The organism is Rhodococcus jostii NBRC 16295, from assembly GCF_001894825.1.
Taxonomy (GTDB): Bacteria; Actinomycetota; Actinomycetes; order Mycobacteriales; family Mycobacteriaceae; genus Rhodococcus_F; species Rhodococcus_F jostii.
Genome location: NZ_BCWY01000173.1, coordinates 1 through 6,643, shown reverse-complemented (window position 1 = coordinate 6,643; position 6,643 = coordinate 1). Strand labels below are relative to the sequence as shown.

Sequence of the window (6,643 nt, the reverse complement as noted above, 5' to 3'; positions counted from 1 at the left end):
ACTCTTCGGCACCTGAGCCCACCCCACAGGGATTGGCGGAATCACCGGCATGCCAGGTGACCGCCCGCCGCCGGTAGAGCCGGTCACTCAAGCACAATTGACGGAGCGGTGGAAAGACGCAGGTGCGAGGCGAGGCGATGAGCTGGTACAACGACAGGCCGCGATTGGCGCAGTACGACTGATATCACCAGGGCGACCGGTCTGGGTGGCGCCGCGGACCATCACTGAGATGTTTGCGCAGGCGGTAGCGTCGTCGCCGGGCGGCCCGGCCGGGAACTTTCTCGGGGCACGCTGCCCTACCGTGAGGCCGACGAACTGAGCGACGGCATCTCCGATTGCCTCCGCGAACTCGGCTTCCGCCCCGGCGATCAGCTGGGCCTGTACCTGCAGAACGTTCCTCCAAGCTCCACCGACGTTCCGCGGCCGATCGCGGTGAGGTCAATCCGCTGGTGACAACCACCGTCCCACTCCCCAATCCTTTGAGAATTGACCAGTTGATCTCGCGACGATCAGGCCACGTTCGTCGACCCCGGTACCGGACTACTTCGTCCGGCACGTCCACTCGGTCAGCCGCAACCGCATCGGGCCGACCCGCTTCGGCTACACCGTGCCCTGCACCCCAGCAACCTGACCATCACCCGCCGTCCCGGCTCCGCTACGCTGCGCCGGGAACCCGTGTGCAGACACCGCAGTCGGGTCACCCGTCATTTCGTATCAGGAAATCGCGTGAGAGGTGCAGTCGCATGAACGACGTCGATCCGCTTGGTTCCGCCAAGCAGGGGCAGTCCGCGGTGCGCGCGTTGGACCTGCTGTTCCTCATCGCGCAGACCGAGAAGCCCATCGGCATGGCCGAGGCGGCACAAGCACTGAACCTGCCCCGGTCCACGGTGTACCGTCTGGCCCAGATCCTGGTCGACTACGGCGTGGTCGTCCGTCTACCGGAAGGCCTGCTCCCGGCCCCGCGGCTGTTCCTCTTCACCAGCGGGAACCGGGCCGCCGCCAGCATGGAAGCGACCCTCGAGCCGCACCTGAACCGCTGCCGGGACCTCACGCGTGACACCGCCGGCCTCCACGTCAGGGTCGGCTGGTACCGGCGCACCATTGCGGAGATCGAGGGATTCCACGGGATCCGATGGACCCGCGGCGTCGGATACACCGCCCCACTGTGGAACGGCGCCGTCGGCTACGTGCTGTCCCTGGCGCTGAGCGACGACGAACTCGACCAGATGCTGGACCAGGCGGACCTGACACCCCTGGCCTCCAACACGCCCAAGACACCGGCACAGGTCAGGGAACGAATCGCCGAGACACGCAGTCAGGGTTGGTGTTACAGCGAGGGCGAGAGCGTCGACGGCGCCGCGGCGATCGCTGCTCCGGTGACCGCCGGCGGCAAGATCGTCGCCTCCCTCAGTGTGTACGCCCCCGTCTCACGCGGCCGCGAACTCACGGCCTTCGGTGAGGAGCTCGCGGAGGTCGCCAAGGAGGCATCGCAGACCTGGCAGCACTTCGCCACACGGGCCGACACTCGCGATTCCGGCTCGCAGACGTGGTCAAACATCGAGACAGACCTGCTCGCCGACGAAACATAGGACTGATGCAGGCGTCGTCGGGATTGCATTCCCAATCAGCGAGATCGGTCCACCGCCGCAGCTACCCCGGCCGCCTACACATGCCAGCCCAGCACCGGCCACCTGTCCTTCAACACAACCGCGCCGCTCGAGCCATCTCCTCAGTTCCGTGGTCAGCACCGAGGTGACATGATCGTCCCCACGGCCAGATTCCACGCAACTTCTCTAAAATGCTCAAACGCGCGATGCGCGGACGGGCCAACCTCGACCTGCTTCGCAAACGCGTCCTACACGCCCGCTAGTCCAGAGCCACAACGGGTTCACGCAAAGTTGGTCGATCGCGCCACACATGCGCACCGAGCTGGTCACCGACGCGCTGCGGGGGCCCGCCGCGCGCGGTGCCGCCGGGCTAGATGGGGGCAATATTTCACTCTGGCAATGACGCCCAATATGTCTCCAAGGACTTCACCGACCTGTGCTGCGACTGGGGGTGACCCGGTCGCGGGGTGTGGTCGGAACGTCGGCGGACAATGCGGCTGCCGAATCGTTGAACGCGACGTTGAAACGGGAGACACTGCAGGGCCGCAAGCGCTGGAACAGCGCGGGTGGGGCGCGCGCCGCCGTCTTCCGTTTGGATCACGCGCTACAACAGCGAACGAGGCGTTCTACTCTCGGTCAGATCTGTCCGATCGACTTCGAGCGTGGCCGGCCTCGCTCATGGCGCCCGAGGAACTGCTGCGCTCCCGGAAGCGCGCCGCCTGCAACGGGTTCACCGCGAACACGGTGTAGCCGACGACCGCCAACGCCACCCCCGGTCATCGGGATCGATGATCAGGGCAGGATCAGCTACACGACACCGGAGATCCGGCGCCTGCTCGTGCATCTGATCCTGCGACACGCCCACCCCGACGAGCACGTCCGGTCCTGGTTGCACTGGCGACGACGCCGACAGCACCAGGACCAATCCTGGCACTGCCGAACCCGCGAACACCTTCATAAGTGCCGTTGCAGTCCTGATCCCGGTGTGGGTCCAACCTGATCCGAACCCGGCCCGTCTGCGAGCTGACCAACAGATCAATCGCCGAGGGATTCGTCGTTTCGATCGTCGGCAGTGCGAAAGTTCGTCGGCAGTGCGAAAGTTCTTCGGCCACCGGCACCTGCGCTCGACGACACGCTTTCGCCGGGGACCGGCAAACTAATCGACTGAGTCCAGAACGATCCGTCTCACCGGAAGAAGCCGCGCCGTAGAAAGTCTGACGCACAGCCCACAAGCTTTCGATATGGCGGGCAGCGAAGTGCCGAGTTCGGGCCGGATCGCGATCGGTTCGATCACCCACACCTCCATCTCTACCGCGACGATCGACGCGACAGACACCTACTCTGTGGCACGGTCCGGCCGTGTCGTGCCGTCGATTGGCGCGGATAGGAGCCCTGCATCGTCGACGTCCCCGTCGGCATGGGTCAACGGGTCGATCGCCGCGATCCGGGCACGATCGCGGTCGGGGTCGACGGTCAGTGCGATCAGCACGGCCCCGACGATCGCGGTAATTCCGATCACCTGGAACGCGGTGCGGTATCCCTCGACGGGGATTGGGGCAGCGTCGATGATGCGACCTGCCAGCCACGGCGCCAACAACCCAGCGACCTGGTAAAACGCGACGAACGCGCCGACGGTCGAGGCCACCTGCCGCTCGGGGCAGATGTGACTGACCGCGATGTGCATAAGCGGGACGGTCGCATACCCGGCACCGTACGCAATGACCACGAGGAGCACCGCGGTCCAGGTGCCGGCCACATCGGGTAGCACCACTAGCATGCCACCACAGATCAGGAGTGAGATCGTTGCAACACCGCCACGGGCGATCCGGACGGAGAAACCGCGGTTGGCTAGGCGATCGGAGACGATGGACGAGAGCAGCAGCGCGCTCACACCGGTGATGCTGGGTAGAGCGAAAAGAAAGCCCGAGTTCAGTCGGCTGAACCCGAGACCCTGCTCGAAGTACGAGGGAAGCCAGGTCAGGACAACCGCCACGAAGCCATAGACCGCTAGCATGCCGAGTGCCCCGCCCCAGAAGGTAGGCCGCACCGCGATGCGCCAGAAGCTGACCCGCGTGACCTTGCCGGTATCGTCCGATGACCGTGCGCGGTCCTGGGCCGTGTTGACCGAGTAGGGACCATCCTTTCCGACGACGAACCACACCACGGACCACACCAAGCCGATGACAACCATGCTGAAGAAGGCCGCCCGCCAGCCGTATGCTGCGACGATGACCGCCAGTGCAGGGAGCATAAGGACTTTTGCCAGCGCCCCGCCAGTGCTAACTACTGAGGCGGGCAGCCCCCGCTTGTTCTTCGGGAACCATCCGAAGACCGCAACGCTGTTCAGAGAAGCGGCCGGCCCCTCCGCTGCGCCGAGCAGAATGCGGCACACGATCAGTGTTCCGAAGGAGCCCATCAACATGATCGGGACCTGCAGCAACGACCACAGCACCGCCATACCCAGCAGCATCCAGACGATCTTGACGCGGTCTGCAACGAAGCCCCCGATCACGCCGGTGACCGAGAACAGGATGAAGAAGGCGCTGCCAAGCAGCCCGATATCCGCATTCGAGAGTCCGAGGTCCTCGGCTAGCGGCCGGGCGACGACGCCGAGTACCGCTTTGTCGGCATAGTTGATCATCTGGAAGACCATCACCATGAAGGTGACGCTCCAGGCAGTACGGGCGCTCACGTGGAGGCCGATCCTCGTGCTGCCGCCGATGTCATCCGCGTGCGCGGCAGTTTCCTTTGTGGTCATATCAAAAATCTCCTTCTCAGACCTGAGTAGATGAGGTGGGCTCCGGGGACAGCGCCAGTGTTCTGCGATGCAACCCTGCAGCACCGGTCAGCGCGTTGACGAGCGGGCGATGAGCGAGGCCTCAAGGTAGGACGGGTCCTCGGTCGGATGTCGGAATCCGATCGGATGCTGTTGTGCCGGACTTGATGGGTTCGATTGGGACATTCGCCCGCCGGAGTCAAATGACAGTCGGGCTTTGCAGACTGGCGAACTAGTCTTGGGCCAGGCCGAGTTGCTCGAGAGAACTTCGTCGATGTGCTAGCCCAGGGCAGGTCCCAGGCTGCGGATCGGAGCGGAGTTTCGCTCATTTCGGGGCGGCGAGGTGGCGATCGGCAGCTCGCTCGACATACTTCTCATCAGGACGGAGGTTGGAAGTAATGCGACCACCACCTTGCATGTCCCGCAGGCCTGCCGTGTCGCGTCGTTATCGTGCCGCGCGTCCACCGGGATCCGCGGAGCGCCCGCCTGTGTCCGGCCGCTCGTCCTGAACCGATCGCCGGCCGGTGAGGATCTTCGCCACTCCGCTCGATGTGCCGTGCACTCTCATGTGATCTCCAGTCACGTCCCATGTTTCGTCGGCGAGCAGGTCTGTCTCGATGTTTGACCACGTCTGCGAGCCGGAATCGCGAGTGTCGGCCCGTGTGGCGAAGTGCTGCCAGGTCTGCGATGCCTCCTTGGCGACCTCCGCGAGTTCCGCACCGAAGGCCATGAGTTCGCGGCCGCGTGAGACGGGGGCGTACACACTGAGGGAGGCGACGATCTTGCCGTCGGCGGTCACCGGGGCAGCGATCGCCGCGGCGCCGTCGACGCTCTCGCCCTCGCTGTAACACCAACCCTGACTGCGTGTCTCGGCGATTCGTTCCCTGACCTGTGCCGGTGTCTTGGGCGTGTTGGAGGCCAGGGGTGTCAGGTCCGCCTGGTCCAGCATCTGGTCGAGTTCGTCGTCGCTCAGCGCCAGGGACAGCACGTAGCCGACGGCGCCGTTCCACAGTGGGGCGGTGTATCCGACGCCGCGGGTCCATCGGATCCCGTGGAATCCCTCGATCTCCGCAATGGTGCGCCGGTACCAGCCGACCCTGACGTGGAGGCCGGCGGTGTCACGCGTGAGGTCCCGGCAGCGGTTCAGGTGCGGCTCGAGGGTCGCTTCCATGCTGGCGGCGGCCCGGTTCCCGCTGGTGAAGAGGAACAGCCGCGGGGCCGGGAGCAGGCCTTCCGGTAGACGGACGACCACGCCGTAGTCGACCAGGATCTGGGCCAGACGGTACACCGTGGACCGGGGCAGGTTCAGTGCTTGTGCCGCCTCGGCCATGCCGATGGGCTTCTCGGTCTGCGCGATGAGGAACAGCAGGTCCAACGCGCGCACCGCGGACTGCCCCTGCTTGGCGGAGTCATGGGGATCGACGTCGTTCATCCGAACATCACCTCTCACGGCTGTCCACTAGTCGGACATATGCCTACTTGTTGGACATGACTCTCGTCACATCACGTGACCTTGTCAAGACCCCAGAGCCGTTGCAGTGCAACCTTTCGGCGGATGGACTGCGGGGTTGCGGACGGACGATCCGCATCCTATAGTCTGTCCATTAGGAAGACACTAGTCCTCTCAGTGGACAATATTCGGACGGAGATCACTCTCAGGTCGGTGTCTGCGGCGGATGGCCGCACGCCTCGACGTGGACGTCGTCGCGGTGTCCGATCCAGCCGAGGCGGCCGCTGCACCGGTCGTCGTGGTGGCCACCAATACTGGTGTCGGAACCGGGCGCGTTGCCCTCGAGGGCAAGTGGCTCACGCCCGGGACCACGGTCCTGTCGATCGGCTCCACCATGCCTTCGTTGCGGGAGATCGACACCGAGGTCATCAACCGCGCCGCACTCGTGGTCAGCGACGCCCCGACCAGGCATGCACCGAGTCCGGGGATCTGATCGCCGCCGACGAAAAATGGTCCCTCGACGGCAAACTCGTGGCACTTGCGGATCTAGCTGGAGGCAACATGCCCGACCTCGACGCAGGCGCGGTCACCGTGTTCAAGTCGGTCGGCACCGCGTTGCAGGACCTGGTCGCGGCCAAGATGGTCTACGACTGTTCAAGCCATCTCTACTCGCTCGACGCCGACGAACCACCGCTGTCAGCGAAGGTTGAGTGAACGTGCGCAGGGTCGCGGGGAACTCGAACAGCCCGCACAGTGTGACGTGATGAGCCGCCGCGGCTCCCGCCGTTTTACGCCGGGTTGCCGAACAGC

The 6,643-nt window shown here is 65.0% G+C and carries 5 protein-coding genes and 1 pseudogene; 4 read left to right on the top strand and 2 right to left on the bottom strand.

Annotation, left to right across the window (positions count from 1 at the left end; translation table 11 throughout):
• Nucleotides 1-743 precede the first annotated feature (743 nt).
• Both RJ1_RS44095 and RJ1_RS44090 read left to right on the top strand, forming a co-directional pair.
• Nucleotides 744-1,589, top strand: coding sequence for an IclR family transcriptional regulator (locus tag RJ1_RS44095; RefSeq protein WP_073370923.1), 846 nt, complete (start codon nt 744-746; stop codon nt 1,587-1,589).
• A gap of 310 nt (nt 1,590-1,899) precedes the next feature.
• Nucleotides 1,900-2,271, top strand: a pseudogene (locus tag RJ1_RS44090) (integrase core domain-containing protein); the annotation flags it as partial.
• A 672-nt stretch (nt 2,272-2,943) separates the two neighbouring features.
• On the opposite strand, the gene RJ1_RS44075 reads toward RJ1_RS44090, so the two are convergent.
• Together RJ1_RS44075 and RJ1_RS44070 are read right to left on the bottom strand one after the other, a co-directional pair.
• Nucleotides 2,944-4,365, bottom strand: a complete 1,422-nt coding sequence (locus RJ1_RS44075; RefSeq protein ID WP_083400511.1) for an MFS transporter — start codon at nt 4,363-4,365, stop codon at nt 2,944-2,946.
• Nucleotides 4,366-4,828: 463 nt separating this feature from the next.
• Entirely contained in the window at nt 4,829-5,815 is a 987-nt protein-coding gene (locus RJ1_RS44070) for an IclR family transcriptional regulator (protein ID WP_073370918.1), read from the bottom strand.
• Between the two features lie 202 nt (nt 5,816-6,017).
• Between RJ1_RS44070 and RJ1_RS44065 the strand changes: the two genes are divergently transcribed.
• On the top strand, nt 6,018-6,326 hold the full coding sequence (locus RJ1_RS44065; protein WP_338049599.1) for a hypothetical protein: 309 nt from the start codon (nt 6,018-6,020) through the stop codon (nt 6,324-6,326).
• A 68-nt stretch (nt 6,327-6,394) separates the two neighbouring features.
• Entirely contained in the window at nt 6,395-6,547 is a 153-nt protein-coding gene (locus tag RJ1_RS46555) for a hypothetical protein (protein WP_143048897.1), read from the top strand.
• Nucleotides 6,548-6,643 lie beyond the last annotated feature (96 nt).

Excerpts from the sequence above, each read along its gene's own strand:
- RJ1_RS46555 (WP_143048897.1), top strand. The coding sequence starts at position 6,395 with ATGCCCGACCTCGACGCAGGCGCGGTCACCGTGTTCAAGTCGGTCGGC.
- RJ1_RS44095 (WP_073370923.1), top strand. The coding sequence starts at position 744 with ATGAACGACGTCGATCCGCTTGGTTCCGCCAAGCAGGGGCAGTCCGCG.
- RJ1_RS44075 (WP_083400511.1), bottom strand. The coding sequence starts at position 4,365 with ATGACCACAAAGGAAACTGCCGCGCACGCGGATGACATCGGCGGCAGC.
- RJ1_RS44070 (WP_073370918.1), bottom strand. The coding sequence starts at position 5,815 with ATGAACGACGTCGATCCCCATGACTCCGCCAAGCAGGGGCAGTCCGCG.